The organism is Citrobacter sp. HN-141, assembly GCF_033341895.1.
GTDB lineage: Bacteria > Pseudomonadota > Gammaproteobacteria > Enterobacterales > Enterobacteriaceae > Citrobacter.
In genome coordinates, this window is sequence record NZ_JAWPBF010000015.1 from 95,438 (window position 1) to 121,716 (window position 26,279).

At 51.5% G+C, this 26,279-nt stretch carries 22 protein-coding genes; 7 read left to right on the forward strand and 15 right to left on the reverse strand.

The genetic code is table 11. The annotated features are described in order from the left end of the window. The first annotated feature begins 1 nt into the window (after position 1). Together yidC and mnmE are read left to right on the forward strand one after the other, a co-directional pair. The gene (gene yidC, locus RYZ59_RS18130; RefSeq protein ID WP_003023844.1) at positions 2–1,648 is read left to right on the forward strand and encodes a membrane protein insertase YidC; all 1,647 of its coding nucleotides are present in this window, start codon (positions 2–4) and stop codon (positions 1,646–1,648) included. A gap of 107 nt (positions 1,649–1,755) precedes the next feature. Continuing rightward, on the forward strand, positions 1,756–3,120 hold the full coding sequence (mnmE, locus tag RYZ59_RS18135; RefSeq protein ID WP_318049836.1) for a tRNA uridine-5-carboxymethylaminomethyl(34) synthesis GTPase MnmE: 1,365 nt from the start codon (positions 1,756–1,758) through the stop codon (positions 3,118–3,120). 68 nt (positions 3,121–3,188) lie between these two features. Here the strand turns inward: mnmE and RYZ59_RS18140 are convergent, their stop codons facing one another. From RYZ59_RS18140 to RYZ59_RS18150, 3 genes are read right to left on the reverse strand one after another with little or no spacing between them, the layout of a single operon-like run. Next, positions 3,189–3,926, reverse strand: a complete 738-nt coding sequence (locus RYZ59_RS18140) for a hypothetical protein (protein ID WP_318049834.1) — start codon at positions 3,924–3,926, stop codon at positions 3,189–3,191. A 26-nt stretch (positions 3,927–3,952) separates the two neighbouring features. After that, a complete protein-coding gene (locus RYZ59_RS18145) occupies positions 3,953–4,708 on the reverse strand; it encodes a hypothetical protein (RefSeq protein ID WP_318049832.1) in 756 nt (251 codons plus the stop codon). Between the two features lie 16 nt (positions 4,709–4,724). Then, a complete protein-coding gene (locus RYZ59_RS18150) occupies positions 4,725–6,773 on the reverse strand; it encodes a lipase family protein (RefSeq protein WP_318049830.1) in 2,049 nt (682 codons plus the stop codon). A 184-nt stretch (positions 6,774–6,957) separates the two neighbouring features. On the opposite strand from RYZ59_RS18150, the gene RYZ59_RS18155 reads away from it, so the two are divergent. The 4 genes from RYZ59_RS18155 (at position 6,958) to RYZ59_RS18170 (ending at position 10,577) form a co-directional block, all read left to right on the forward strand. Next, positions 6,958–8,139, forward strand: a complete 1,182-nt coding sequence (locus tag RYZ59_RS18155; RefSeq protein ID WP_318049828.1) for an MFS transporter — start codon at positions 6,958–6,960, stop codon at positions 8,137–8,139. After that, positions 8,108–9,067 carry an HTH-type transcriptional regulator YidZ gene (gene yidZ, locus RYZ59_RS18160; protein ID WP_101742130.1) on the forward strand — a complete coding sequence of 320 codons (960 nt, stop codon included), beginning with the start codon at positions 8,108–8,110 and terminating at the stop codon, positions 9,065–9,067. Before RYZ59_RS18155 ends, yidZ begins: the two co-directional genes overlap by 32 nt. Before the next feature lie 166 nt (positions 9,068–9,233). Continuing rightward, entirely contained in the window at positions 9,234–9,980 is a 747-nt protein-coding gene (locus RYZ59_RS18165) for a 4'-phosphopantetheinyl transferase superfamily protein (protein ID WP_318049826.1), read from the forward strand. A 30-nt stretch (positions 9,981–10,010) separates the two neighbouring features. Continuing rightward, the gene (locus RYZ59_RS18170; RefSeq protein ID WP_003827046.1) at positions 10,011–10,577 is read left to right on the forward strand and encodes an NADPH-dependent FMN reductase; all 567 of its coding nucleotides are present in this window, start codon (positions 10,011–10,013) and stop codon (positions 10,575–10,577) included. 54 nt (positions 10,578–10,631) lie between these two features. Here RYZ59_RS18170 and adeP read toward each other — a convergent pair whose 3' ends face one another. Continuing rightward, complete coding sequence (gene adeP / locus RYZ59_RS18175) at positions 10,632–11,969, reverse strand: adenine permease AdeP (RefSeq protein ID WP_048213779.1); 1,338 nt, start codon at positions 11,967–11,969, stop codon at positions 10,632–10,634. A 167-nt stretch (positions 11,970–12,136) separates the two neighbouring features. On the opposite strand from adeP, the gene yieH reads away from it, so the two are divergent. Further along, complete coding sequence (gene yieH / locus RYZ59_RS18180) at positions 12,137–12,802, forward strand: 6-phosphogluconate phosphatase (protein WP_318049825.1); 666 nt, start codon at positions 12,137–12,139, stop codon at positions 12,800–12,802. A gap of 120 nt (positions 12,803–12,922) precedes the next feature. Here the strand turns inward: yieH and phoU are convergent, their stop codons facing one another. From phoU to atpA, 11 genes are all read right to left on the reverse strand, one after another. After that, positions 12,923–13,648, reverse strand: a complete 726-nt coding sequence (gene phoU, locus RYZ59_RS18185) for a phosphate signaling complex protein PhoU (protein ID WP_006687755.1) — start codon at positions 13,646–13,648, stop codon at positions 12,923–12,925. 14 nt (positions 13,649–13,662) lie between these two features. Then, a complete protein-coding gene (gene pstB, locus RYZ59_RS18190) occupies positions 13,663–14,436 on the reverse strand; it encodes a phosphate ABC transporter ATP-binding protein PstB (protein WP_003023821.1) in 774 nt (257 codons plus the stop codon). A 46-nt stretch (positions 14,437–14,482) separates the two neighbouring features. Then, the gene (gene pstA, locus RYZ59_RS18195) at positions 14,483–15,373 is read right to left on the reverse strand and encodes a phosphate ABC transporter permease PstA (protein WP_202037339.1); all 891 of its coding nucleotides are present in this window, start codon (positions 15,371–15,373) and stop codon (positions 14,483–14,485) included. Continuing rightward, a complete protein-coding gene (gene pstC, locus RYZ59_RS18200) occupies positions 15,373–16,332 on the reverse strand; it encodes a phosphate ABC transporter permease PstC (RefSeq protein ID WP_048213782.1) in 960 nt (319 codons plus the stop codon). The genes pstA and pstC overlap by 1 nt, the downstream gene beginning before the upstream one ends. Positions 16,333–16,523: 191 nt before the next feature. Continuing rightward, positions 16,524–17,564 carry a phosphate ABC transporter substrate-binding protein PstS gene (pstS, locus tag RYZ59_RS18205; protein WP_003827033.1) on the reverse strand — a complete coding sequence of 347 codons (1,041 nt, stop codon included), beginning with the start codon at positions 17,562–17,564 and terminating at the stop codon, positions 16,524–16,526. A 334-nt stretch (positions 17,565–17,898) separates the two neighbouring features. Then, a complete protein-coding gene (glmS, locus tag RYZ59_RS18210) occupies positions 17,899–19,728 on the reverse strand; it encodes a glutamine--fructose-6-phosphate transaminase (isomerizing) (protein ID WP_318049823.1) in 1,830 nt (609 codons plus the stop codon). 213 nt (positions 19,729–19,941) lie between these two features. After that, positions 19,942–21,312, reverse strand: coding sequence for a bifunctional UDP-N-acetylglucosamine diphosphorylase/glucosamine-1-phosphate N-acetyltransferase GlmU (gene glmU / locus RYZ59_RS18215; protein WP_318049821.1), 1,371 nt, complete (start codon positions 21,310–21,312; stop codon positions 19,942–19,944). 657 nt (positions 21,313–21,969) lie between these two features. Beyond that, complete coding sequence (locus RYZ59_RS18220) at positions 21,970–22,389, reverse strand: F0F1 ATP synthase subunit epsilon (RefSeq protein WP_005121460.1); 420 nt, start codon at positions 22,387–22,389, stop codon at positions 21,970–21,972. A gap of 20 nt (positions 22,390–22,409) precedes the next feature. Then, complete coding sequence (atpD, locus tag RYZ59_RS18225) at positions 22,410–23,792, reverse strand: F0F1 ATP synthase subunit beta (RefSeq protein ID WP_003023806.1); 1,383 nt, start codon at positions 23,790–23,792, stop codon at positions 22,410–22,412. A 26-nt stretch (positions 23,793–23,818) separates the two neighbouring features. Beyond that, the gene (gene atpG, locus RYZ59_RS18230; protein ID WP_005121458.1) at positions 23,819–24,682 is read right to left on the reverse strand and encodes a F0F1 ATP synthase subunit gamma; all 864 of its coding nucleotides are present in this window, start codon (positions 24,680–24,682) and stop codon (positions 23,819–23,821) included. 50 nt (positions 24,683–24,732) lie between these two features. After that, positions 24,733–26,274 (reverse strand): F0F1 ATP synthase subunit alpha, encoded by a 1,542-nt coding sequence (gene atpA, locus RYZ59_RS18235; RefSeq protein ID WP_003827026.1) that lies wholly within the window; start codon positions 26,272–26,274, stop codon positions 24,733–24,735. Positions 26,275–26,279 lie beyond the last annotated feature (5 nt).

Genomic DNA, 26,279 nt, shown 5'->3' on the forward strand with positions numbered 1-26,279 from the left:
GATGGATTCGCAACGCAATCTTTTAGTCATCGCTTTGCTGTTCGTGTCTTTCATGATCTGGCAAGCCTGGGAGCAGGATAAAAATCCGCAACCTCAGGCCCAACAGACCACGCAGACAACGACCACCGCAGCGGGTAGCGCCGCCGACCAGGGCGTACCGGCCAGTGGCCAGGGGAAACTGATTACGGTTAAAACTGACGTGCTTGATCTGACCATCAACACCCGTGGTGGTGATGTGGAACAGGCTTCACTGCCAGCTTACCCGAAAGAACTCGGTTCTACCGAACCGTTCCAGTTACTGGAAACCACGCCACAGTTCATCTACCAGGCACAAAGTGGCCTGACAGGTCGTGACGGCCCGGATAACCCGGCTAACGGCCCGCGTCCGCTGTACAACGTCGAAAAAGACGCCTTTGTACTGGCAGACGGTCAGAACGAACTGCAGATCCCGATGACCTATACTGACGCAGCGGGTAACACATTCACGAAGACGTTTGTTCTCAAACGTGGTGAATATGCTGTCAACGTTAACTACAGCGTGCAGAACGCCGGCGAGAAACCGCTGGAAGTCTCCACCTTTGGTCAGCTGAAGCAATCCATCAATCTGCCTTCTCATCGCGACACCGGTAGCAGCAACTTTGCGCTGCACACCTTCCGTGGCGCGGCGTACTCCACGCCTGATGAGAAGTATGAGAAATACAAATTCGACACCATTGCTGAAAACGAAAACCTGAACGTCAATGCTAAAGACGGCTGGGTTGCAATGCTGCAACAGTATTTCGCAACGGCATGGGTTCCGCGTAACGACGGCACCAACAACTTCTATACCGCTAACCTGGGTAACGGCATTGCCGCTATCGGCTATAAATCTCAGCCGGTACTGGTTCAGCCTGGCCAGACTGGCGCGATGACCAGCACCCTGTGGGTCGGCCCGGAAATTCAGGATAAAATGGCGGCCGTTGCACCGCACCTGGATCTGACCGTGGATTACGGCTGGTTGTGGTTCATCTCTCAGCCGCTGTTTAAACTGCTGAAATGGATTCATAGCTTCCTGGGTAACTGGGGCTTCTCCATCATCGTTATCACCTTTATCGTTCGTGGCATCATGTACCCGCTGACCAAAGCGCAGTACACCTCCATGGCGAAGATGCGTATGCTGCAGCCGAAGATTCAGGCTATGCGTGAGCGTCTGGGCGATGACAAACAGCGTCAGAGCCAGGAAATGATGGCCCTGTACAAAGCTGAGAAGGTTAACCCGCTGGGCGGCTGCTTCCCGCTGATCATCCAGATGCCAATCTTCCTGGCGTTGTACTACATGCTGATGGGCTCCATTGAACTGCGTCATGCGCCGTTCGCACTGTGGATCCATGACCTGTCTGCACAGGACCCGTACTACATCCTGCCGATCCTGATGGGCGTGACGATGTTCTTCATCCAGAAGATGTCTCCGACCACCGTGACCGACCCGATGCAGCAGAAGATCATGACCTTTATGCCGGTCATCTTCACCGTGTTCTTCCTGTGGTTCCCGTCAGGTCTGGTGCTGTACTATATCGTCAGCAACCTGGTAACCATTATTCAGCAGCAGCTGATTTACCGTGGTCTGGAGAAGCGTGGCCTGCATAGCCGCGAGAAGAAAAACTCCTGATTCGGTGTAGGCCGGATTAGGCGAAGCCGCCATCCGGCAAACGGAACATAAATTAAAGGGCGGTCGATTGACCGCCTTTTTTATTATCGGTATTTAAGAGACATATCATGAGCCATAACGACACCATCGTCGCTCAGGCCACCCCACCGGGACGTGGTGGCGTGGGTATCCTGCGCATCTCCGGCCTGAAGGCGCGTGAGGTCGCAGAAACCGTACTGGGGAAACTGCCAAAACCACGCTATGCCGACTACCTGCCGTTTAAAGACGCGGATGGCAGCGTGCTGGATCAGGGAATTGCGCTGTGGTTCCCCGGTCCGAACTCCTTTACCGGTGAAGACGTCTTAGAGCTTCAGGGCCATGGCGGTCCGGTGATTCTTGACCTGCTGCTTAAACGTATTCTGACCATTCCCGGGCTGCGCATTGCCAGACCCGGTGAGTTCTCCGAGCGCGCATTTCTTAACGATAAGCTCGATTTAGCCCAAGCTGAAGCCATTGCTGACCTGATCGACGCCAGCTCTGAACAGGCGGCACGCTCGGCGCTAAATTCCTTACAGGGCGCATTTTCTGCGCGAGTCAATCATCTTGTGGAAGCACTCACTCACCTGCGCATCTATGTGGAGGCGGCGATTGATTTCCCGGATGAAGAAATCGACTTCCTGTCTGACGGCAAGATTGAAGCCCAGCTCAATAGCGTGATGGCTGATCTTGATGCCGTGCGTGCCGAAGCACGTCAGGGCAGCCTGCTGCGCGAAGGGATGAAGGTGGTGATTGCCGGGCGTCCTAACGCTGGGAAATCAAGCCTGCTGAACGCGCTGGCAGGCCGTGAGGCGGCCATTGTCACCGACATTGCCGGGACTACCCGCGACGTACTGCGTGAGCATATCCATATCGACGGTATGCCGCTGCACATTATCGATACCGCCGGTCTGCGCGACGCCAGCGATGAAGTTGAACGCATCGGTATCGAACGCGCCTGGCAGGAGATCGAACAGGCCGACCGTGTACTGTTTATGGTTGATGGCACCACCACCGACGCAGTTGACCCGGCAGACATCTGGCCAGACTTTATTGCGCGTTTACCGGCAAAACTGCCGATCACCGTCGTGCGAAACAAAGCGGATATCACGGGTGAAACGCTGGGTCTCAGCGAAGTAAATGGCCACTCACTGGTTCGCCTCTCTGCGCGTACCGGCGAAGGCGTTGACGTACTGCGCAACCATCTCAAACAGAGCATGGGCTTTGAAACCAATATGGAAGGCGGCTTCCTGGCGCGTCGTCGTCATTTGCAGGCACTGGCAGAAGCGGCGGAGCATCTTGAACAGGGCAAAGCCCAACTACTCGGAGCATGGGCCGGAGAATTGCTGGCGGAAGAGCTGCGCCTTGCACAGCAAAACCTCAGTGAAATCACCGGAGAATTTACTTCCGACGATCTGCTGGGACGGATTTTCTCCAGCTTCTGTATTGGTAAGTAATTCTTCAGATATTGGCCATTAACGAAAAATCCCGCCAGCACATTCTCTGGCGGGAACTACGTAAATCATCATTTCATCAACAGCAATTTTTCATAGCTGGGGTAAATATGCGGGATCTTTTCACTACTGCCATCGGGATAAGTTGCCGTAAGTTTGCCTGGAGCATCTGGAGGTGTCAAAGTAACAACTTTATCGAAATGAATGACTGGCTCAATAAGAATGGTTTGAGTATTCCTAAGCCGAAAACGCCTGCGCCATTTTTCGGGGCCGGTATTTCCACCAAATAATTTCAATGTTGTTTGATTAAATAAGTGGCTAATAAATACTTCAGGGAAATAATCCGTTTTTAAGTCAAGATCTCCACTGACCTCTTTTTCCCTCCCTGTCCCATACCCATTACTAAGGCCATAATCTCCAAAATCAAAGATATAACTGGTCTCAATGACTTCTTTTCCTTTTACCAGTGGAATATTATCCGCAATCCTGAAGCTTACTCTCAGTGAATTTAGCTGCCACTGGCACGGCCCGCCACCATCAATGGCAATACTGGTCTGCCACAGCCCCCCCATACCCTGCCGGACGAAAGGCTGCGTAAAACCGTTGTATCCCTGCACAGGATAAGATTCAAAGCTGGAGTTATAGCTTTTATCCATACACTTTTCAGAGCGGTAAAGAATCTGCATCGGCATTAGAGTGATGCCCTCTGGCATCCGGAATGACACGCTGACACGTCGGGCATTATCAGGAGGGGAAAGCGTCTGATCTGTGTTATCTCCGCAACCGCAAAGTGGTGCGATAGTTAACATAATAACGGTAGTTCTCTTAAAATAATTCAACGCTTTCCTCCGTTACAGCTGCGAATCGACAGCAATTTTTCATAGCTGGGATAAATATGCGGTATCTTTTCACTACTGCCATCGGGATAAATTGCCGTAAGTTTGCCTGGAGCATCTGGAGGTGTCAAAGTAACAACTTTATCGAAATGAATGACTGGCTCAATAAGAATGGTTTGAGTATTCCTAAGCCGAAAACGCCTGCGCCATTTTTCGGGGCCGGTATTTCCACCAAATAATTTCAAACTCGTTGTGTTATCAATATGGTTTGTCACTATAGGGAAGAAATCCGTTTTTAAATCAAGATCTCCACTGACCTCTTTTGCCCTCCCTGTCCCATACCCATCACTGAGGCCATAATCTCCAAAATCAAAGATATAACTGGTCTCAATAACTTCTTTCCCTTTCACCAGGGGAATATTTCCCGCAATACTGAAACTCACCCTCAATGAATTGAGCTGCCACTGACATGGCCCACCACCATCGATGGCAATAATGGTCTGCCACAGAACTCCCATTCCCTGCTGAACGAAAGGCTGCGTAAAACCGTTGTATCCCTGCACAGGATAAGATTCAAAGCTGGAGTTATAGCTTTTATCCATACACTTTTCAGAGCGGTAAAGAATCTGCATCGGCATTAGAGTGATGCCCTCTGGCATCCGGAATGACACGCTGACACGTCGGGCATTATCAGGAGGGGAAAGCGTCTGATCTGTGTTATCTCCGCAACCACAAAGTGGTGCAATAGTTAACATAATAACGGTAGTTCTCTTAAAATAATTCAACGCTTTCCTCCGTTACAGCTGCGAAACGGGTCAGGGCATTGTGGCCAATTTCATCAGACTCCGTGAGTTGCAGGGCTATCGGCAGTAAATCCTGAAGCATCAGAAATTCACGGTTACGCTGGATCTCATCCGGCTGCCCGTTACTGAATGCACTTTTCTCAACCTCATCGCGAAAGCGCGTCCGCATGTCTTTTCTTCTCATCTTTAGCTCCGGATTTGCCAGTTCAAGCAGTTGATTATGGATGTAGGGCAAATAGCGGTGCGCCATCGAATGATTTTGCGGGTCCGAACCTAAACCGTTCAGCGTTGGATTGGTATTTTTCGGAAAGGTCTTTGTCAGAGCATGCGGTGCGAGGCACTGGATGAACGTTTCCTGATGCTTACCGCTAGATTTCAGACAGTTATCATTCAGAGAAGGAACCAGATATAGTTTCACCCCCACAAAATGGCGCGTGTAGATCTGTCCGTCGATAAGACTTTTGTGGCTCTGGCTGGCAATCCGCATTGAACACTGCTCAGCCCGGAAAAAAACCACCGTTTTGCCGTGATGCCAGTAAGGATCTTTTTTATCTACAAGTCCCACAGACTGATACGCCAGATCCCGCACTGCGCCCCCAAAACCGGCAGCTGTCGTCAGTGACCAGTCAAACCCCAGCTTGTCTCCCAGCAGTCCCCATTTCTTATAAAAAGCGTTATCCAAATCAGCATCCGGAGGGATTTGCGTGATGGAGTCATTGTCGTTGACGTGCCGGTAATGGGTAATGCTGCCCAAAAAAGATATGGCCGCACGGGTAAATGTACGCGGCATTCCGTAGGTATACAGTATAGGCTGGTTGGTTTTCATCTCTGCGGCATATAGCAATGCTAACGCACCGCCTAAGCTATGCCCGCAGATAAAAAGTTTTTTCTCTTTATCTAACATTGCCTTAACAGAATCTAGCTGTTCCTTGAATTTCCGTTTGGCCAGCTCATAAGCCTCAAGAAATCCTCCATGAACATTTCCCGCCCCAGCCAGTTCCGGCAAACAACACTTTGGTGCAAATGATAAATCAGTTAGCACATTCAACAGACTATCAGTCCCGCACCATGCAACCAGCACATGCATGCCACATTCCACCGTAAAGAGCCGGGTATCCCCCTCCGGTTGATCGCTATCTTTCGTGCTCAGATACACTGGTGGGAGATAGCGCTCATGAAAAGGAACATCGACCGCCAGCGTGTGGTACCAGGAGGGAAACTCAGCAAACTGAGGAATGCATGATAGATCCTGACACTTATTCCGGAAGAAATAGTTGATAGTTTTATTATCTTTTTCTGCCGAATAAACCAGGTCAGCCATAATACCGAGATTCAGTGCGTTGGCGAGGTCATAGTCTTTTGTGTCGTGCAATGCCAATACCCATGCCCGAAATGGACAGATTTCAATAACGTGTCTTTTTTCCAGCAGTTCACAGGGGATCTCCGTCCCCTTCAAGGAGCGATTCGGTGGAAAATGGAATTCTGGAGGCTCCGGTTCATCCCAGCCTTCAATCAACGGCAGGCGGTCGCATAACTCCCCGATAGTGACATAGTGATACACATGATTAGCCGCTTCTGTTATTTCTTGTACATTTGATCGCCAGCTATTGTCACGGAAGCCCGACCAGAACATATTTTTACTCTCTGGCTGGCTGTTAGGATTACGCCTGACGCCCAGTGGCCGCAGTGTCATCTCGTCAGCCAGTTGCTGCCCATCCGTCTTAACGTCTACAGTTATCCAGTAAAGATTATCAAACCGGACCAATCCCTGATTGTCAGTAACGCCCGCCGGAGGGTTGGAGGGAGGTGTTGGGCTGTAGCTATTTTCACGCAGATGCCACACTGATGATGCCAGCGGGCGATATTCCAACCTGACATTAAGTCCGCATACAGGAATGTTGTTCTCATCGACAAACTGTAGTTCAAGCCAGTATTTATGCTGCTCTCCACGACAGTAAACGATTTTTCCTTTCGGGTTTATACTCGTAACACAAGTATTATCACCAATAATTTCCACGCCAATCCCTTTCACTTTATATGGCTATATTTAATTCATCTTACCTCGCACATTTTTTAACCAATATAAATACATTCCGAATTAATAATGTTTTCCTAACAGGAAATCACTGTTGTCCAAATGGCAACTCGCACAGACAATCCTCTCCCCGTATTCTTAGCGCCACTTTCCTCATGAGGTCGCTATGACACGCTTTTTAATCTGCAGTTTTGCCCTGGTTCTCCTTTATCCCGCCGGTATTGATATGTATCTGGTGGGATTGCCCCGTATTGCTGCCGATTTACAAGCCAGCGAGGCTCAGTTGCATATCGCGTTTTCGGTCTACCTGGCAGGGATGGCGACGGCAATGTTGTTCGCCGGTAAAATTGCTGACCAGTCGGGTCGTAAACCGGTCGCCATTGTCGGTGCGGTGATCTTTATTATCGCCTCGGCCTTATGTTCATTCGCCGAGAGTGGCACGCCGTTCCTGGTCGGTCGTTTTATTCAGGGCGTCGGTGCAGGTTGCTGCTACGTGGTGGCCTTCGCCATCCTGCGCGATACTCTCGACGATCGCCGCCGTTCGAAGGTGCTGTCGCTGCTAAACGGTATCACTTGTATCGTACCGGTGCTGGCTCCAGTGATGGGGCATCTGATTATGCTCAAATACCCCTGGCAGAGCCTGTTCTACACGATGATGGGCATGGGCGTGGTCGTTTGCCTGCTGTCGGTGTTTATCCTGCGAGAATCGCGCCCAGCGACGCTCTCGACCTCTACGCAGAGCGATCATCGCGCAGAGTCGCTGGTAAACCGTTTTTTCTTAAGCCGTCTGGCCATTACCACCCTCAGCGTGTCGGTAATCCTGACCTTTGTGAATACCTCTCCGGTGCTGCTGATGGAGGTGATGGGTTTTGACCGCGGTGAATACGCCACCACGATGGCGATGACCGCAGGCATCAGTATGGCGGTCTCTTTCTCTACGCCATTCGCACTGAGCATTTTTAAGCCCCGCATCCTGATGCTGACTTCACAGGTATTGTTCCTGGCTGCGGGCATCGTGTTAATCCTTGCCAGTACGCACGCGGTAACGTTGTTCGGGTTAACCTTAATCTGCGCCGGATTCTCGGTCGGTTTCGGCGTTGCCATGAGCCAGGCGCTGGGGCCATTCTCGCTGCGCGCAGGTGTCGCCAGCTCAGCATTAGGCATTGCCCAGGTTTGCGGCTCATCATTATGGATTTGGTTGGCCGCCATCCTTGGGCTCGATGCGCTGAATATGCTGATCGGGATTCTGATTGGCTGTAGCATAGTGAGCATCATGCTGATTATCACTGTTGCACCAAACCGGTCCACACCAACTCATGAAGAAATCCCTCAGCAGTCTCGATCTTAATTTGCTGCTCTGCCTGCAGTTGTTGATGCAGGAACGCAGCGTCACTAAAACCGCCAAACGGATGAACGTCACGCCGTCGGCGGTCAGCAAATCGCTGTCGAAGCTGAGAGCCTGGTTTGACGATCCGTTGTTTGTTAACACCCCGCTGGGGCTAACGCCAACGCCGCTGATGCTCAACATGGAACAGAGCCTGGCGGAGTGGATGCAGATGGGCAATCAATTGCTCGATAAGCCACACCATGAAGCACCACGTGGGCTGAAATTTGATTTGGTGGCTGAAACGCCGCTGGTGATGATCATGTTTAACGCGCTCTCCCAACAGATCTACCAGCGTTATCCACAGGCCACGATCAAAGTGCGCAACTGGGATTACGATTCGCTGGATGCCATTATCCGTGGCGAGGTCGATATCGGCTTTACCGGGCGTGAAAGTCACCCGCGCTCGCGTGAATTGCTGAGCCTGCTACCGTTATCGATCGACCACGAAGTCCTGTTTTCCGATCTCCCCTGCGTCTGGTTACGTGAAGACCACCCGGCATTGCAGGAAGAGTGGAATCTGGAAACATTCCTGCGCTATCCCCATATCAGCATTAGCTGGGAGCAGAGCGACACCTGGGCGCTGGACGATGTGCTTCAGGAGATGGGGCGTGCGCGTAACATCGCATTGTGTCTGCCAGGCTTTGAGCAGTCGCTGTTTATGGCCGCGCAGCCCGATCACGCATTGATAGCCACCGCCCCGGTCTATTGTCAGCGTTACAATCAACTCCACCAGCTTCCGCTCGTGGCACGTCCAATGCCTTTTGATGCTGCGCAACTGGAAAAAATGCGCGTACCGTTCACCCTCCTTTGGCATAAACGCAACAGCCACAATCCTAAGATCGTTTGGCTGAAAGAGACGATCAAGGCACTCTACCGCGAGATGTCATGAAGATCCTTTGCTATATTGTTGTTTTATTGACCTCCCTGGCGGTGGAAATGTAAATGTCGCGTAATGTATCCCGATTCCGTTTACTTTTTGGGCAGTAAAGCCTGCCTGGAAGCCGCGTAAATGTTACTCTGATAATAATCACGGACCATTAATCACGGAGCGAAAAATGGCGACACATTTTGCCAGAGGGATTCTTACGGAGGGACACCTGGTTTCAGTTCGTCTCCCTACTCCATGTCATTTTGAAGCAAGAAATCTACCCACTCACCGCCGAACACGCTTTCTGGCCTCCCGAAGCCTTCTCGCTGAACTGATGTTTATGCTTTACGGCACCAGCACATTGCCTGAGATTGTTACCGAGGCGAAAGGTAAGCCCGTCTTTCGCGATAAAAGCCTGCCAGGATTTTCGATTTCCTATGCCGGGAATATCGTCGGCGTCGCGCTTACCACAGAAGGTTCATGCGGCCTGGATATGGAGCTTCAGCGAGCGACCCGCGGGTTTCATACCCCGAGTGCCACAGAAACCTACCGCTTTTCCAGTAACGAAAACCTGTGGATCAATAATCAAAACGACCCCAATGAAGCGCGTGCCCAGCTCATTACGTTACGCCAGAGCGTTCTCAAGCTCACTGGCGACGTGTGCAATGACGATCCACGTGAACTCCAGCTATTACCGGGTGCGGGCCGTCTGAGATGTGCTCACGTTACGCAGATAGAAGCCATTTGCGATGCCGAAGATGTGCTGGTGTGGTCGGTCGCAGTCACGCCAACCATTGAAAAACTCAAGGTTTGGGAGTTTGATGGTAAACAAGACTGGAAAAGTTTGCCTGATATCCAGACCCGCGCGAATGAGCCAACGGGTCGCCTGATCCGGTTTTCACAATTATCCGCAGCGAAGAGCCATACGCTTTGATTTAACCTTCATGATGAAACAGGAGTAACCATGTCTGAAACATTGAATGTTGTTACGTTACTGGGGAGCCTGCGCAAGGGTTCGTTTAATGGAATGGTTGCCCGCACGCTGCCAAAAATTGCCCCCGCGGGGATGGAAGTGAATGCGTTACCGTCGATTGGGGATATTCCTCTGTACGATGCCGACCTCCAGCAGGAAGAGGGTTTTCCGGCAAGTGTAGAAGCGCTGGCGGAACAAATCAGGAAGGCTGACGGCGTCGTTATCGTCACGCCGGAATACAACTATTCTGTTCCTGGTGGGCTGAAAAACGCCATCGACTGGTTGTCTCGTCTGCCCGATCAACCATTATCAGGCAAACCGGTGCTAATCCAGACCAGCTCAATGGGCGCTATTGGTGGCGCGCGCTGTCAGTACCATCTGCGTCAGATCCTGGTATTCCTCGATGCGATGGTGATGAACAAGCCAGAGTTTATGGGCGGCGTTATTCAGAATAAAGTAGACCCGCAGACCGGCGAAGTGATCGACCAAAGCACGCTGGACCATCTGACCGGCCAGCTGACCGCGTTCGGGGATTATATTCAGCGCGTAAAAGCGTAAAAGAAAAAGCCCGCCAGCAGTAATGCCGGGCGGGCTATAGACAATACCGATATTTTAGTGCGCGTCGATGAACACAATCTTCAACACAAACAGCAGCGCAACAACGATGACGCACGGGCTGAGATCGCGGAAACGTCCGGTACCAATTTTCATCACGCAGTAGGAAATAAAGCCCAGCGCGATACCTTCAGTGATGGAGAAGCTAAACGGCATCATCACTGCGGTAATAAACGCCGGAACCGCTTCAGTCAGATCATCCCACTTCACGCGCGACAGGCTGGACGTCATCAATACGCCCACGTAAATCAGCGCACCCGCTGCGGCATAGCCCGGGACCATTCCCGCCAACGGTGACAGGAAGATAACCAGCAGGAACAGCAGACCGACAACCACGGCAGTCAGACCGGTACGTCCACCAACGGAAACCCCGGAAGAGGATTCAATATATGCGGTAACGGAAGAAGTACCGATAAACGCACCGGTAACAGACGACACGCTATCGACAAACAGAGCCTGCTTCATGCGTGGGAACTTACCCTTGGCATCCGCCAGACCCGCTTTATCCGTGACGCCAATCAACGTACCGGAAGAGTCAAACAGGTTCACCAGCATGAACGAGAAAATAACGCCCGCCAGGCCAATGTTAAATGAACCCGCCAGATCAACATGCCCGATAACAGACATCACGCTCGGCGGCGCAGAAACGATACCGCTGTAATGAACATCGCCCAACATCCAGCCCAACAGCGTGGTCACAATGATGGAGATCAGCACTGCCGCGTGAATGTTGCGTGATGCCAGAATCGCGATGATAAAGAAACCCAGAATCCCCAGCAGCACGCTATGGGACGTCAGGTTACCAATGGAAACCAGCGTGTCTTTGTTCGCAACAATAACACCGGCATTTTTCAGCCCCATCATGCCGATGAACAGGCCGATACCACTGGTGATGCCGACGCGCAGACTGACCGGGATATTCGCAATCATCCAGTAACGTACGCGGAAAATCGTCAGCAGCAGCAGACCAATTGCGCCCCAGAAAATAGCGCCCATACCAATCTGCCATGATAGCCCCATCGCACCGACCACCACGAAGGCAAAGAATGCGTTCAGACCCATAGCAGGTGCCAGCGCAACCGGCAGGTTGGCAAACAGCCCCATCAGGATGCTACCAAATGCAGCAATAAGACAGGTGGTAACAAAGACGGCGCTGGTATCCATGCCAGCTACGCCAAGAATTTGCGGGTTAACAAAAACGATATACACCATCGTCAGGAAGGTGGTTAAACCGGCGATCACTTCGGTCCGTGCCGTCGTGCCATGCTCGCGCAGTTTGAACACGCGTTCCAGCATCCCCTGGCCAGAAGCCTGGGTTGTGTGTTGTTGACTCATAATCAATTTCCGAACAAGGAGGGAAAATTCGTCGCTATCCTATACCAAAATGCGACAATAGGGTTGGGTTATGAGCAACTTTTTTCATTGATTTTGCTTATACGGCAACGATTGCGTCCCCCCATTATGCATTACGAAAACGTTAAACTTGTTAAAATGGAAATGACATGTCCCAGATAGAAGCCGTATTTTTTGACTGTGACGGTACCCTTGTCGACAGTGAAGTAATTTGTTCTCGCGCGTATGTCAGCATGTTCCAGACGTTCGGCATTACGCTCGATCTTGAAGAGACGTTTAAACGCTTCAAGGGGGTAAAGCTCTACGAAATCATCGACATTATTAACGAAGAACACGGTGTCAAACTGGCAAAAGCCGAGTTAGAACCGGTTTACCGCGCTGAGGTCGCACGTCTGTTCGATACCGAGCTGGAAGTCATTGCTGGTGCGAACACGCTGTTGGACAGCATGGCTGTGCCAATGTGCGTGGTGTCTAACGGTCCGGTCAGCAAAATGCAGCATTCATTGGGTAAGCTGGGCATGTTGCATCATTTTCCTGATTTACTGTTCAGTGGTTATGATATTCAGCGCTGGAAGCCCGACCCGGCACTGATGTTCCATGCGGCGAAAGCGATGAACGTCAACGTTGAGAACTGTATCCTGGTTGATGATTCCAGCGCAGGCGCGCAGGCGGGGATTGCGGCGGGAATGGAGGTTTTTTACTTCTGCGCCGATCCGCACAACAAACCGATCGATCATCCTAAAGTGACGACCTTTACCGATTTAGCACAGTTGCCGGAATTGTGGAAAGCGCGGGGTTGGAATATCGTCGATTAAACAGTCGGCCTGATAAGCAAAGCGCCATCAGGCGAATGGCGCAGAATGCCGGATGCGGCGTAACGCCTTATCCGGCCTACAATAGCGACGCCGGGGATCCCGGCGAACGCAACAAGCCGCTTATTCCTTCGGATCTTTGCCCGCCAGCAGCTTATCCAGCTCATCCCCGCCCACGTGACGGAAATCTTGCCCCTTCACGAAGTAGAAGATGTATTCGCAGATATTCTGGCAACGGTCACCGATACGCTCGATAGAACGCGCGCAAAACAGCGCGGTCAGCACGCTTGGAATGGTGCGCGGATCTTCCATCATGTAGGTCATCAGCTGGCGCACAATGCCTTCATATTCCTGGTCGACTTTCTTATCTTCACGGTAGATACGTACCGCTTCATCCAGATCCATACGCGCAAAGGCATCCAACACGTCGTGCAGCATCTGCACGGTGTGACGGCCCAGCGACTCCAGACTGACCAACAGCGGCTGATGCTGCTGGGAGAATTTCTCCAGCGCGGTGCGGCAGATTTTATCCGCGACGTCACCAATACGCTCCAGCTCAGCGATGGTTTTGATAATTGCCATCACCAGGCGCAGGTCGCTCGCCGTCGGCTGACGTTTGGCGATGATACGCACGCAGGCTTCATCAATCGCCACTTCCATCATGTTGACGTTTTTATCGCCTTCAATGACGCGCTTCGCCAGATCGCTGTCCTGATTGTGCATGGCAGTAATCGCATCAGAAAGCTGCTGTTCAACCATGCCGCCCATGGTCATCACCTGGGTACGGATACTTTCCAGTTCGGCGTTGAACTGGCCGGAAATATGTTTATTTAGGTTAAGGTTATCCACAACAAGCTCCTGAATCAGCCGTAACGACCGGTGATGTAGTCTTCAGTTTGTTTCTTCGCGGGCTTGGTGAACAGATCGTCCGTGTTGCTGAACTCAATCAACTCGCCCAGGTACATAAATGCCGTGTGATCGGAACAACGTGCGGCCTGCTGCATGTTGTGGGTCACGATAACAACGGTGTAATCCTCTTTCAGCTCAGTGATCAGCTCTTCAATACGCCCGGTGGAGATCGGGTCAAGCGCTGAACACGGTTCATCAAGCAGAAGCACTTCCGGGCGAATGGCGATACCACGCGCAATGCACAAACGCTGCTGCTGACCACCGGAGAGAGAGTATCCGCTCTGGTGTAATTTATCTTTGGTTTCATTCCACAATGCGGCTTTGGTCAACGCCCACTGCACGCGCTCGTCCATATCGGCACGGGAAAGCTTCTCAAACAGACGCACGCCAAACGCGATATTGTCGTAGATAGACATCGGAAACGGTGTTGGTTTCTGGAAAACCATGCCGACTTTGGCACGCAGCAGCGCGATATCCTGGGTATTGGTGAGAATATTGTCACCATCCAGCAGGATTTCACCTTCCGCACGCTGCTCCGGGTACAGTTCAAACATTTTGTTGAAGGTACGCAGCAGCGTTGATTTACCACAGCCTGACGGCCCGATAAACGCCGTTACCTGGTTCTTCGCAATATCCAGGTTGATGTTCTTCAGGGCATGGAATTTGCCATAGTAGAAGTTCAAATCACGAACCTGAATCTTACCTGGGGCAGTATCAACCATACTCATTTCAATCTCTTCCTCATTCGGCGCCGCATCAGCCACGCCGTAAAAATTAACCGTGTTTCTTCTTCGCGAAAATGACACGCGCCAGAATGTTCAGCAGCAGTACGCACAGGGTAATAATCAGCACCCCGGCCCAGGCCAGTTGCTGCCACTCAGCAAACGGGCTCATCGCAAACTTAAAGATAGTGACCGGCAGGTTGGCGATTGGCTGCATCATGTCAGTGCTCCAGAACTGGTTGGAGAGCGACGTAAACAGCAGCGGAGCCGTTTCACCCGCGATACGGGCAATTGCCAGCAGAATGCCGGTAATAATGCCCGACACAGACGCCTTCAGGGTGATCGCGGAAATCATCTTCCACTTTGGTGTACCCAACGCATAGGCGGCTTCTCGCAGACTATCCGGCACCAGCTTGAGCATGTTCTCCGTGGTACGAATAACAATGGGCACCTGCAGCAGCGCCAGCGCAATCACGCCTGCCCAGCCGGAGAAGTGCTCCATTTTTGCTACCACGATGGTGTAAACGAACAGACCGACCACAATCGATGGTGCAGACAGCAGGATGTCGTTGATAAAGCGGATGACCTCAGCCAGCCAGGACTTACGTCCGTACTCAGCCAGGTAAATGCCCGCCATAATACCAAGCGGTGTACCAAACACGGTCGCCCACAGAATTAACAGTCCGCTACCGGCCAGGGCGTTCGCCAGACCACCACCCGCCGTATTCGGCGGAGGCGTCATTTCGGTGAACAGCGCCAGCGACATACCGTCGATACCGCGGGTGATGGTGGACATCAGTATCCAGACAAGCCAGAACAGACCGAATGCCATCGTCGCCATAGAGAGCGTCAGCGCGATGCGGTTCTTCAGACGGCGACGCGCCTGCATTTTACGGCGTGATTCTGCCAGTGCAGTGGTGTTTTGCATTTCCAGCGTAGCCATTAGCGTGCCCCCTCGTTTTTCGCAAGGCGCATGATCATGAACTTAGACGCTGCCAGCACGATGAAGGTGATCACGAACAGGATCAGCCCCAGTTCCATCAGTGCCGCAACATGCAAACCCGATTCCGCTTCGGCAAATTCGTTCGCCAGCGCAGAGGTGATACTGTTGCCCGGCATATACAGCGATGCGCTGTCGAGTTGGTAGGTGTTACCGATGATAAAGGTCACCGCCATGGTTTCACCCAGCGCGCGACCCAGACCCAGCATCACACCGCCAATCACACCATTTTTGGTGAACGGCAGCACGATACGCCAGATAACTTCCCAGGTAGTACAGCCAATACCGTAAGCTGACTCTTTCATCAGTACCGGCGTTTGTTCGAACACATCACGCATAACCGCCGCAATGTACGGGATGATCATGATGGCGAGGATCACGCCAGCAGCCAGAATACCGATACCAAATGCCGGGCCAGCAAACAGTGCGCCAACAAACGGAATGTTGGAAAGAATATTACCGACCGGCTCCTGGAAATACGTCGCAAACAGCGGGGCAAAGATAAACAGGCCCCACATGCCGTAAACGATACTCGGGATCGCCGCCAGCAGCTCAATAGCGATACCCAGCGGGCGTCTCAACCAGCCAGGTGCAAGTTCCGTCAGGAACAAAGCAATGCCGAAACTCACCGGAACGGCGATCAGCAGTGCGATAAGTGAGGTGACCAACGTACCGTAAATCGGTACCAGTGCGCCGTAGATATCATTTGGCGCATCCCAGTCTTTGGTCCAAAGGAATGAGAAACCAAATTTCTGGATGCTTGGCCAGGAGGAGATGATCAGAGAGACAATAATGCCACCCAACATCAATAGCACAATCAGCGCAGCCAGTTTTACCAGCGCGCTGAAGATCATGTCACCCTTTTTACCCGGTGGGTTAAAAGCAGGCTTGGTTGCAGCCATAAATCACTCTTTAAGTTTGGGCCAGGAAGCTCGCATTTTATCGTGCTTCCCGGCTAACGTAATGCCATACCCTAAATAATTCGAGTTGCAGCAAGACGGCAAGCTTGTTCACCCCAGGAGCATAGATTCACTATGTGACTGGGGTGAACAAGCACAGCCAACACAGCTGCGGCTCGAAGTATGACGGGTATTTAATACAGCGCTTTACCGCTGCTGTCCTTCACGTTGGTCTTCCATGCAGCACGAATCTGCTCAACCACGCTGTCCGGCAGGCTGGCGTAATCCAGGTCATTGGCCTGTTTGCCGCCATTTTTGTACGCCCAGTCAAAGAATTTCAGTACTTCAACGCCTTGCTCTGGTTTCTTCTGCTCTTTGTGCACCAGGATGAAGGTGGTGGAAGTAATTGGCCACGCATCGTCACCTTTCTGGTTAGTCAGATCCTGAGCGAAGGTTTTGCTCCAGTCAGCGCCTTTAGCGGCGTTGGCAAAGTTTTCTTCGGTCGGGCTTACCGGTTTGCCATCAGCAGAGACCAGCTTGGTGTACGCCAGGTTGTTCTGCTTAGCGTAAGCGTACTCAACGTAACCGATAGAACCCGGCAGACGCTGTACGAACGCGGCGATACCGTCGTTACCTTTACCGCCCAGACCGGTCGGCCAGTTTACGGTAGAGCCGGAACCAATTTTAGATTTCCACTCTTCGTTCACTTTCGCCAGGTAGCTGGTGAAGACGAAGGAGGTACCGGAACCATCAGCGCGACGCACAACGGCAATGTTCTGAGAAGGCAGCTTCAGACCCGGGTTCAGTTTGGTGATGGCTTCATCATCCCACTTCTTAATTTTGCCGAGGTAGATATCGCCCAGGGTTTTACCGTCAAGCACCAGCTCACCGGACTTCAGGCCAGGGATATTCACCGCCAGCACCACGCCGCCGATCACTGTCGGGAACTGGAACAGGCCTTCCTGAGCCAGCTTCTCGTCAGACAACGGTGCATCAGAAGCGCCGAAATCAACGGTATTGGCCGTAATTTGTTTTACACCACCGGAGGAGCCGATACCCTGGTAGTTTACTTTGCTACCGGTCTCTTTCTGATAGGTATCTGCCCATTTGGCATACACTGGCGCAGGGAAGGTTGCACCTGCACCTGTCAGGCTCGCTGCTGCAAACGCAGAGAACGCGCTCATAGATAAGGTCGCGGCGACAACAGTTGCGACAGTGGTACGCATAACTTTCATAATGTCTCCTGCACGGTTTTCGTAAATTGTTGTTTGAGTTGCTACTGTGAGCAAAATAGGACAAACAGGTGACAGTTAAATGTACGAAATATGACAGTTTTATGACAATGAAAAATAATGCGCGAGAAACAATTAAAAGCAGTATAAAAACAGCAAGTTAATAGATTATATGACAATCATATTTCGGCAAAATTTTCTTTTTATGACACTGAAAACAGTAGCTGAAGATGACGGTTTGTCACATAAAACAGGCGGGATAATTGATTAAAAACAGAACACGTTTAAAAAAATGCCCCGCTTTGAGCAGGGCATTTTCAGTTCAGCAAGGTATCGCTTATTCCACGGTAACCGACTTCGCCAGGTTACGCGGCTGATCCACGTCGGTGCCTTTAATCAGCGCCACGTGATACGCCAGCAATTGCAGCGGAACAGTATAGAAGATCGGCGCAATCACCTCTTCTACATGCGGCATCTCGATGATGTGCATATTTTCATTACTGATAAATCCTGCATCCTGATCAGCGAAGACGTACAATTGGCCGCCACGGGCGCGCACTTCTTCAATGTTGGATTTCAGTTTTTCCAGCAACTCGTTGTTCGGTGCAACCACGATAACTGGCATATCCGCGTCAATCAGCGCCAGTGGGCCGTGCTTCAGCTCACCAGCGGCATACGCTTCTGCGTGAATATAAGAAATCTCTTTCAGCTTCAGGGCGCCTTCCAGCGCAATGGGGTACTGATCGCCACGACCCAGGAAAAGTGCATGGTGTTTGTCAGAGAAGTCTTCCGCCAGTGCAGCAATACGTTTGTCCTGTGACAGCATCTGCTCAATACGGCTCGGCAGCGCCTGTAACCCGTGAACAATCTCTTGTTCAATAGACGCATCCAGACCTTTCAGACGAGACAGTTTCGCCACCAGCATCAACAGAACTGTCAGCTGAGTGGTAAATGCTTTCGTGGAGGCCACGCCGATTTCGGTCCCGGCATTAGTCATCATCGCCAGGTCAGATTCACGTACCAGAGAAGAGCCTGGAACGTTACAGATTGCCAGCGACCCCAGATAGCCCAGCTCTTTAGATAAGCGCAGACCCGCCAGGGTATCTGCCGTTTCACCAGACTGGGAAAGGGTGATCATCAGGCTGTTACGACGCACAGCAGATTTGCGATAACGGAACTCAGAAGCAATTTCCACATCACAGGGAATGCCGGCCAGCGACTCAAACCAGTAACGGGACACCATGCCTGAGTTGTATGACGTACCACAGGCAATAATCTGGATATGCTCAACCTGAGACAGCAACGCGTTGGCATTAGGGCCAAGCTCACTTAAGTCCACTTCGCCATGACTGATACGCCCGGTCAGCGTATTTTTAATCGCGTTCGGTTGCTCATAGATCTCTTTCTGCATGTAGTGGCGATAAATACCTTTTTCGCCCGCGTCGTATTGCAGATTAGATTCAATATCCTGACGTTTTACTTCCGCGCCAGTCTTGTCAAAAATAGAGACTGAACGACGCGTTACTTCCGCGATGTCGCCCTCTTCCAGGAAGATAAAGCGACGGGTTACCGGCAGCAGTGCCAGCTGATCGGAAGCGATAAAGTTCTCACCCATACCCAGCCCAATCACCAGCGGGCTACCAGAACGTGCCGCCAGCAGGGTTTCCGGGTTACGAGTATCCATGATCACCGTGCCGTAGGCACCGCGCAGTTGCGGAATAGTACGCAGCACGGCTTCACGCAGCGTACCACCCTGTTCCAGCTCCCAGTGCACCAGGTGAGCAATCACTTCGGTGTCGGTTTCAGAAACAAAGGTGTAGCCACGCGTTTTCAACAGCTCACGCAGTGGTTCATGGTTTTCAATGATTCCGTTATGCACTACAACAATGTGTTCAGAAACATGCGGATGCGCGTTCGCTTCTGAAGGTTCACCGTGTGTCGCCCAGCGGGTGTGAGCGATACCTGTACCACCATGCAGCGGATGTTCTTCCGCAGCAGCAGTCAGCATCTGCACTTTACCCAGACGACGCAGACGGGTCATGTTGCCTTCAGCATCGACAACGGCCAGACCAGCAGAGTCATAACCACGATATTCCAGACGACGTAAACCTTCGAGAAGGATTTCAGCTACATCACGCTGCGCGATAGCGCCAACAATTCCACACATATTTTTTTGATTCCGAATTTAGGCATTTTGCCTGTCGTTGTCGGTCAACCTGATACCCGTATTCCGGGCGCCCCGAGCCTTGTAGAGAGTGGGGTTATTTTTATAGGTACTACTTGTTGAGCGGAGGATTATATTATCCCCTCATCTCTTGTCTGCCTGATGGCGGGCCTACAGAACGTCACCGCACGTAGGCCGCCATCCGGCAAAAATAAATTACTTCTTCTTCACCGGACGCTGCCAGCCCTGTTTATGGACCTGAGGTACACGGCTTAATACCAGTTCGTTATCAGCAATATTACGCGTCACTGTGGTTCCGGCGGCGATCGTCGCGCCTTTACCCACGGTGACGGGAGCCACCAGCTGAGTATCAGAACCGACAAAAACATCATCGCCAATAATGGTTTTAAACTTATTAGCGCCATCGTAGTTACAGGTAATCGTACCCGCGCCAATATTCACGTTATCACCAATTTCAGCGTCGCCGAGATACGTCAGATGACCCGCTTTAGAACCTTTACCCAGACGCGCTTTTTTCATTTCGACGAAGTTACCCACGTGCGCACCTTCCAGCAGCTCAGCGCCTGGACGCAGACGCGCAAAAGGCCCGATAGTACAGGCCGCTTCCAGATGGGCATCTTCCACCACGCTGTACGGGCTAAGCTCACAGCCATCGCCAATTACGCTATTTTTGATAATGCAGCCAGCGCCAATCTTGACGCGATCCCCAACGGTTACGTTACCTTCAATGATAACGTTAGTATCAATTTCAACATCGCGCCCGTGAATAAGCGAACCGCGAAGATCAAAACGTGCTGGATCGCGCAACATAACGCCTGCTAACAGCAGTTTCTCTGCTTGTTCGGACTGATAGACACGTTCAAGACGGGATAGCTGAAGACGGTTATTCACCCCTTCGGTTTCGCTAATACGTGCCGGATGTACCGCAGCAATTTCACGCCCTTCCTGGTACGCCATCGCAATGATATCGGTGATGTAATATTCACCCTGCACGTTGTTGTTGGTCAGTTTAGACAACCAGCGCTTCATATCAGCGCCATTGGCAATCAGGATGCCGGTGTTAATTTCCTGGATCTGGCGTTGCTCGTCGGTCGCATCTTTGTGCTCAACGATACCAGTAACTTTGCCGTTATCACGCGTAATACGCCCATAGCCGGTTGGGTCGTCCAGTTTTACGGTTAATAAGCCAATACCACCCTGAGGTTTGGCATCGCGCAGGCGGCGTAACGTTTCGGTGGAGATTAACGGTACATCGCCATAAAGCATTAAAATGTCTTCGTCGTCACCAAAGAACGGTGCAGCCTGCTGCATTGCATGACCGGTTCCCAGTTGTTCTGCCTGCAGAACCCAGTTCAGATTGCCATCTTTCAACGTCTGCTGAAGCAAATCACCACCATGCCCATAGACCAGGTGTACATGAGTTGCGCCTAATTCATTAGCGGCATCAATAACATGCTGCACCATCGCTTTTCCTGCGAGAGTGTGCAGCACTTTAGGAAGATCGGAATACATACGTGTACCTTTGCCTGCGGCAAGGATCACGACGCTCATAGCATTATTCAACATACACATCCTGACTGTCATTTGAGAACGAATTTATACCCTTTCACATTGAAAATACTACATTTTTTTCATCATGAAATGGGCCGAAGATAAAACGTTCAATAGGGGAAAATCCCTAACTATTAACTCACTATTTTCGACTATATCGGCGCCTTTTGTCTCCAAAAACCCAGGAGCATGCTCTTATTAAAGCCTTAGGTTAATGTTTTTGCTATTTTTTTGCCCCATGAATAAAGAATTGGGTAAGCAACGCACGATTTTTATATATGATTCAGTGACAAGCAGAAAAATGGAGAAGACAATAATTGGGGGGAGAGGAAGAGTGCACAAGCAAGAGGGTAAGGAGCTAAATAAATGGCGCTTGCTCTCAACGATGTGAAGCATCGCGCCACATAACAACAGGTATGACTAAACGGCCATACTGCTGAAAAGGGCGATGATTTTATTGAACAATTTCATGTTGGTATCCTATTTTTATCTGAGTTAATTATGTGACTTACATCACAAAAACAAGTCTACGCTTCATTTTTTAATCGATCAATAGTTATGTGATACAGATCACATAAAATCAAAACACCTTTTCAGTTTCAAAATATCTAAAACACCGGCAAAAAAAAACCAGCCTGCTAGCAGACTGGTTTTCGTATTTTCAAGCCGGTGTTACATCGCTTTTTTGGTCAACTCGATAACGCGCAGTTTCGCGATCGCTTTGGCCAGTTCCGCAGATGCCTGAGCGTAATCCACGTCACCATGAGAGCTCTTAATATGCTCTTCAGCCTTGCGTTTCGCTTCCAGGGCTCTCGCTTCATCGAGATCCTGACCGCGAATCGCGGTATCAGCCAGTACGGTCACGTTGCCAGGCTGCACTTCAAGAATGCCGCCGGACAGATAGATAAACTCTTCATGACCGAACTGTTTAACGATGCGGATCATACCAGGCTTAATGGCGGTGAGCAGCGGTGCGTGGCCCGGGAAAATACCCAGTTCACCTTCACTACCCGTTACCTGGATTTTTTCGACCAGACCAGAGAACATTTGTTGCTCTGCGCTGACGACGTCCAGGTGGTAAGTCATTGCCATATCACCCTCCGATTAAGGCGTTAAAGTTTTTTGGCTTTTTCTACGGCTTCGTCGATAGAACCAACCATGTAGAACGCCTGCTCTGGCAGGTGGTCGTATTCGCCTTCCATGATGCCTTTAAAGCCACGGATGGTGTCTTTCAGGGAAACGTATTTACCCGGAGAACCGGTGAATACTTCCGCAACGAAGAACGGCTGGGACAGGAAGCGCTGGATCTTACGCGCACGAGCTACCACCAGTTTATCTTCTTCAGACAGTTCATCCATACCCAGGATGGCGATGATGTCTTTCAGTTCCTGATAACGCTGCAGCAGGGACTGTACGCCACGCGCAGTGTCATAGTGTTCCTGACCAACAACCAGCGGATCCAGCTGACGGCTGGTGGAGTCCAGCGGATCAACGGCCGGGTAAATACCCAGAGAAGCGATCTGACGGCTCAGTACCACGGTTGCATCCAGGTGAGCAAAGGTGGTTGCTGGTGATGGGTCAGTCAAGTCATCCGCAGGTACGTATACCGCCTGAACGGAGGTGATAGAACCAGTTTTGGTGGAGGTGATACGTTCCTGCAGAACACCCATCTCTTCCGCCAGGGTCGGCTGGTAACCTACCGCTGATGGCATACGACCCAGCAGTGCGGATACTTCCGTACCGGCCAGGGTGTAACGATAGATGTTATCGACGAACAGCAGTACGTCACGACCTTCGTCACGGAATTTCTCAGCCATGGTCAGACCGGTCAGCGCAACGCGCAGACGGTTTCCCGGCGGCTCGTTCATCTGGCCATAAACCAGGGATACTTTATCCAGAACGTTGGAGTCGGTCATTTCGTGGTAGAAGTCGTTACCCTCACGAGTACGTTCACCTACGCCCGCAAACACAGAGTAACCGGAGTGCTCAATCGCGATGTTACGAATAAGCTCCATCATGTTTACGGTTTTACCTACACCCGCACCACCGAACAGACCAACTTTACCGCCCTTAGCGAACGGACACATCAGGTCGATAACTTTGATGCCGGTTTCCAGCAGTTCCTGAGAGCTGGACAGCTCTTCGTAGGAAGGTGCTGCGCGGTGGATAGCCCAACGCTCTTCTTCACCGATATCGCCTTTCATGTCGATCGGGTGACCCAGGACGTTCATGATACGACCCAGAGTTGCTTTACCTACCGGGACTTCGATCGGGTGCTCGAGGTCTTTAACTTCCAGACCACGACGCAGACCGTCGGAAGAACCCATGGCGATGGTACGTACGATACCGCCGCCGAGCTGCTGCTGAACTTCCAGCACCAGGCTCTCTTTACCATTCATAACCTCAAGAGCATCGTACACGCGCGGTACGGCATCCTGAGGGAATTCGACGTCAACCACGGCGCCGATTACCTGGACAATTTTTCCAGTAGCCATCTTGAATCCTCTACGAATTAACCTGGTTATACCGCGGATGCACCACCGACGATTTCGGTGAGTTCCTGAGTAATGCTGGCCTGACGAGCTTTGTTGTATACCAACTGCAGCTCTTTAATCAGGCTGCCGCCATTGTCGGTCGCGGCTTTCATCGCCACCATACGTGCGGCCTGCTCGCTGGCCAGGTTTTCTACCACGCCCTGATAAACCTGAGATTCAACGTAACGACGCAGCAGGGTATCCAGCAGCGGTTTCGGGTCTGGTTCATACAGGTAATCCCAGGCTTTTTGTTTTAACTCTTCATCTTCTGAAGCCGGTAAAGGCAGCAGCTGAGTGAGAGTCGGAACCTGAGACATGGTGTTAATAAATTTGTTGCTGACAACGTACAGTCTGTCCAGACGACCTTCATCGTAGGCCTGCAGCATCACTTTAACCGGGCCGATCAGTTCGGACAGGGAAGGGTTATCCCCCATACCGGTTACCTGAGCAACCACGTTACCGCCTACGGAATTAAAGAAAGACACGCCCTTAGAGCCGATCATTGCGATGTCGCACTGAACGCCTTTATCGGACCATGTTTTCATATCCGCCAGCAGCTTTTTAAACAGGTTAATGTTCAAGCCACCGCACAGACCACGGTCGGTCGACACCACCAGGTAGCCCACGCGCTTAACGTCGCGTTCTTCCAGGTAAGGGTGCTTATATTCCAGATTACCATTCGCAAGGTGACCAATCACTTTGCGCATGGTCTCTGCATAAGGACGGCTGGCCGCCATGCGATCCTGCGATTTACGCATTTTGGAAGCGGCGACCATCTCCATCGCTTTAGTGATCTTCTGCGTGTTCTGGACGCTTGCGATCTTACTACGTATCTCTTTTGCGCCGGCCATGAGCTTCTCCTCAATGCCTTGCGGTCCGCCCTAAGACAGACCGCCAGACGTTACCAGGACTGGGTTGCTTTGAAGGAATCGAGGATAGCTTTCAGCTTGCCTTCGATTTCATCGTTATAGCCACCGGACTGGTTAATCTCTTGCATCAGCGGAGCGTGATCACGGTCAACGTAAGCCAGCAGAGCGGCTTCGAAGCTACCGATTTTCGCCAGTTCCACATCTTCGAGGTAACCGCGTTCAGCCGCAAACAGCACCACACCCTGCTGTGCAACAGACATTGGGGCATACTGTTTCTGCTTCAGCAGTTCAGTTACTTTCTGACCGTGGCTCAGCTGCTTACGCGTAGCTTCGTCAAGGTCGGAAGCGAACTGAGAAAACGCTGCCAGTTCACGATACTGTGCCAGCGCGGTACGGATACCACCGGACAGTTTCTTGATGATCTTGGTCTGCGCTGCACCACCTACACGGGATACGGAGATACCCGGGTTAACTGCCGGACGAATACCGGAGTTGAACAGGTTGGTTTCCAGGAAGATCTGACCATCGGTAATGGAAATTACGTTGGTCGGAACGAACGCAGAAACGTCACCCGCCTGGGTTTCGATAATCGGCAGAGCGGTCAGGGAGCCAGTTTTACCTTTAACTTCACCATTGGTGAATTTCTCAACGTATTCCGCGTTAACGCGGGATGCGCGTTCCAGCAGACGGGAGTGGAGGTAAAATACGTCGCCTGGGAATGCTTCACGTCCTGGTGGACGACGCAGCAGCAGGGAAACCTGACGGTAAGCAACAGCCTGTTTGGACAGGTCATCATAAACAATCAGTGCATCTTCACCGCGGTCACGGAAGTATTCGCCCATTGCGCAACCAGCATAAGGTGCCAGGTATTGCAGTGCAGCAGATTCAGACGCGGTCGCCACAACAACGATGGTGTTGGACAGTGCGCCGTGTTCTTCCAGTTTACGAACCACGTTAGAAATGGTGGACGCTTTCTGGCCGATAGCCACGTACACGCATTTGATGCCGGAGTCACGCTGGTTGATGATGGCATCGATTGCCATCGCGGTTTTACCGGTCTGACGGTCACCGATGATCAACTCACGCTGGCCACGACCGATTGGGATCATGGCATCAACGGATTTATAACCGGTCTGTACCGGCTGATCTACGGACTGACGTTCGATTACGCCTGGTGCGATAACTTCGATTGGCGAGAAGCCATCGTTATCAACCGGACCTTTACCGTCAATTGGGGAACCCAGCGTGTTCACCACACGGCCCAGCAGGCCACGGCCTACCGGAACTTCCAGAATACGACCCGTACACTTAACCTTCATGCCTTCGGCGAGGTCAGCGTATGGACCCATCACAACTGCACCTACGGAGTCGCGCTCCAGGTTCAGTGCGATAGCGTAACGGTTACCCGGCAGAGAGATCATTTCCCCCTGCATACAGTCAGCAAGACCGTGGATGCGGATAACACCGTCACTTACAGAAACAATAGTACCTTCGTTGTGAGCTTCACTCACAACACTGAACTGAGCAATGCGCTGCTTGATCAGTTCGCTGATTTCGGTGGAATTCAGTTGCATGCTCC

Excerpts from the sequence above, each read along its gene's own strand:
- yidC (WP_003023844.1), top strand. The coding sequence starts at position 2 with ATGGATTCGCAACGCAATCTTTTAGTCATCGCTTTGCTGTTCGTGTCT.
- mnmE (WP_318049836.1), top strand. The coding sequence starts at position 1,756 with ATGAGCCATAACGACACCATCGTCGCTCAGGCCACCCCACCGGGACGT.
- RYZ59_RS18140 (WP_318049834.1), bottom strand. The coding sequence starts at position 3,926 with ATGTTAACTATCGCACCACTTTGCGGTTGCGGAGATAACACAGATCAG.
- RYZ59_RS18145 (WP_318049832.1), bottom strand. The coding sequence starts at position 4,708 with ATGTTAACTATTGCACCACTTTGTGGTTGCGGAGATAACACAGATCAG.
- RYZ59_RS18155 (WP_318049828.1), top strand. The coding sequence starts at position 6,958 with ATGACACGCTTTTTAATCTGCAGTTTTGCCCTGGTTCTCCTTTATCCC.
- yidZ (WP_101742130.1), top strand. The coding sequence starts at position 8,108 with ATGAAGAAATCCCTCAGCAGTCTCGATCTTAATTTGCTGCTCTGCCTG.
- RYZ59_RS18165 (WP_318049826.1), top strand. The coding sequence starts at position 9,234 with ATGGCGACACATTTTGCCAGAGGGATTCTTACGGAGGGACACCTGGTT.
- RYZ59_RS18170 (WP_003827046.1), top strand. The coding sequence starts at position 10,011 with ATGTCTGAAACATTGAATGTTGTTACGTTACTGGGGAGCCTGCGCAAG.
- adeP (WP_048213779.1), bottom strand. The coding sequence starts at position 11,969 with ATGAGTCAACAACACACAACCCAGGCTTCTGGCCAGGGGATGCTGGAA.
- yieH (WP_318049825.1), top strand. The coding sequence starts at position 12,137 with ATGTCCCAGATAGAAGCCGTATTTTTTGACTGTGACGGTACCCTTGTC.
- pstB (WP_003023821.1), bottom strand. The coding sequence starts at position 14,436 with ATGAGTATGGTTGATACTGCCCCAGGTAAGATTCAGGTTCGTGATTTG.
- pstA (WP_202037339.1), bottom strand. The coding sequence starts at position 15,373 with ATGGCTACGCTGGAAATGCAAAACACCACTGCACTGGCAGAATCACGC.
- pstC (WP_048213782.1), bottom strand. The coding sequence starts at position 16,332 with ATGGCTGCAACCAAGCCTGCTTTTAACCCACCGGGTAAAAAGGGTGAC.
- pstS (WP_003827033.1), bottom strand. The coding sequence starts at position 17,564 with ATGAAAGTTATGCGTACCACTGTCGCAACTGTTGTCGCCGCGACCTTA.
- glmS (WP_318049823.1), bottom strand. The coding sequence starts at position 19,728 with ATGTGTGGAATTGTTGGCGCTATCGCGCAGCGTGATGTAGCTGAAATC.
- glmU (WP_318049821.1), bottom strand. The coding sequence starts at position 21,312 with ATGTTGAATAATGCTATGAGCGTCGTGATCCTTGCCGCAGGCAAAGGT.
- RYZ59_RS18220 (WP_005121460.1), bottom strand. The coding sequence starts at position 22,389 with ATGGCAATGACTTACCACCTGGACGTCGTCAGCGCAGAGCAACAAATG.
- atpD (WP_003023806.1), bottom strand. The coding sequence starts at position 23,792 with ATGGCTACTGGAAAAATTGTCCAGGTAATCGGCGCCGTGGTTGACGTC.
- atpG (WP_005121458.1), bottom strand. The coding sequence starts at position 24,682 with ATGGCCGGCGCAAAAGAGATACGTAGTAAGATCGCAAGCGTCCAGAAC.
- atpA (WP_003827026.1), bottom strand. The coding sequence starts at position 26,274 with ATGCAACTGAATTCCACCGAAATCAGCGAACTGATCAAGCAGCGCATT.